Source organism: Pseudomonas sp. 65/3-MNA-CIBAN-0223 (genome assembly GCF_040310425.1).
In the GTDB taxonomy this organism is placed as follows: Bacteria; Pseudomonadota; Gammaproteobacteria; order Pseudomonadales; family Pseudomonadaceae; genus Aquipseudomonas; species Aquipseudomonas gregormendelii.
Genome location: NZ_JBEOPV010000380.1, coordinates 1 through 231 on the forward strand (window position 1 = coordinate 1; position 231 = coordinate 231).

1 protein-coding gene is annotated in these 231 nt (G+C 62.3%); it reads right to left on the reverse strand.

Features of this window, described 5'->3' with window-relative positions:
* The coding region (locus AAEZ09_RS29300; RefSeq protein WP_350601819.1) for a response regulator at positions 1–231 on the reverse strand (231 nt) is incomplete at both ends.

Genomic DNA, 231 nt, shown 5'->3' on the forward strand with positions numbered 1-231 from the left:
CTCGCGCACCGTCTTGAGCACTTCCAGGCCGTCGACTTTGGGCAGTTTGAGGTCCAGCAACAGCACCGCCGGGTTGCCATCGGCGCGCTCGGCATAGGCGCCCGTACGCAGCAGATAGTTCAACGCCTCGGCGCCGTCACGCATGATCACCACTTCATTGGCCAGCTGGCTGCGTTCCAGCGCGATCAGCGTGAGTTCCAGGTCGTGGGGATTGTCTTCGACCAGCAGTAT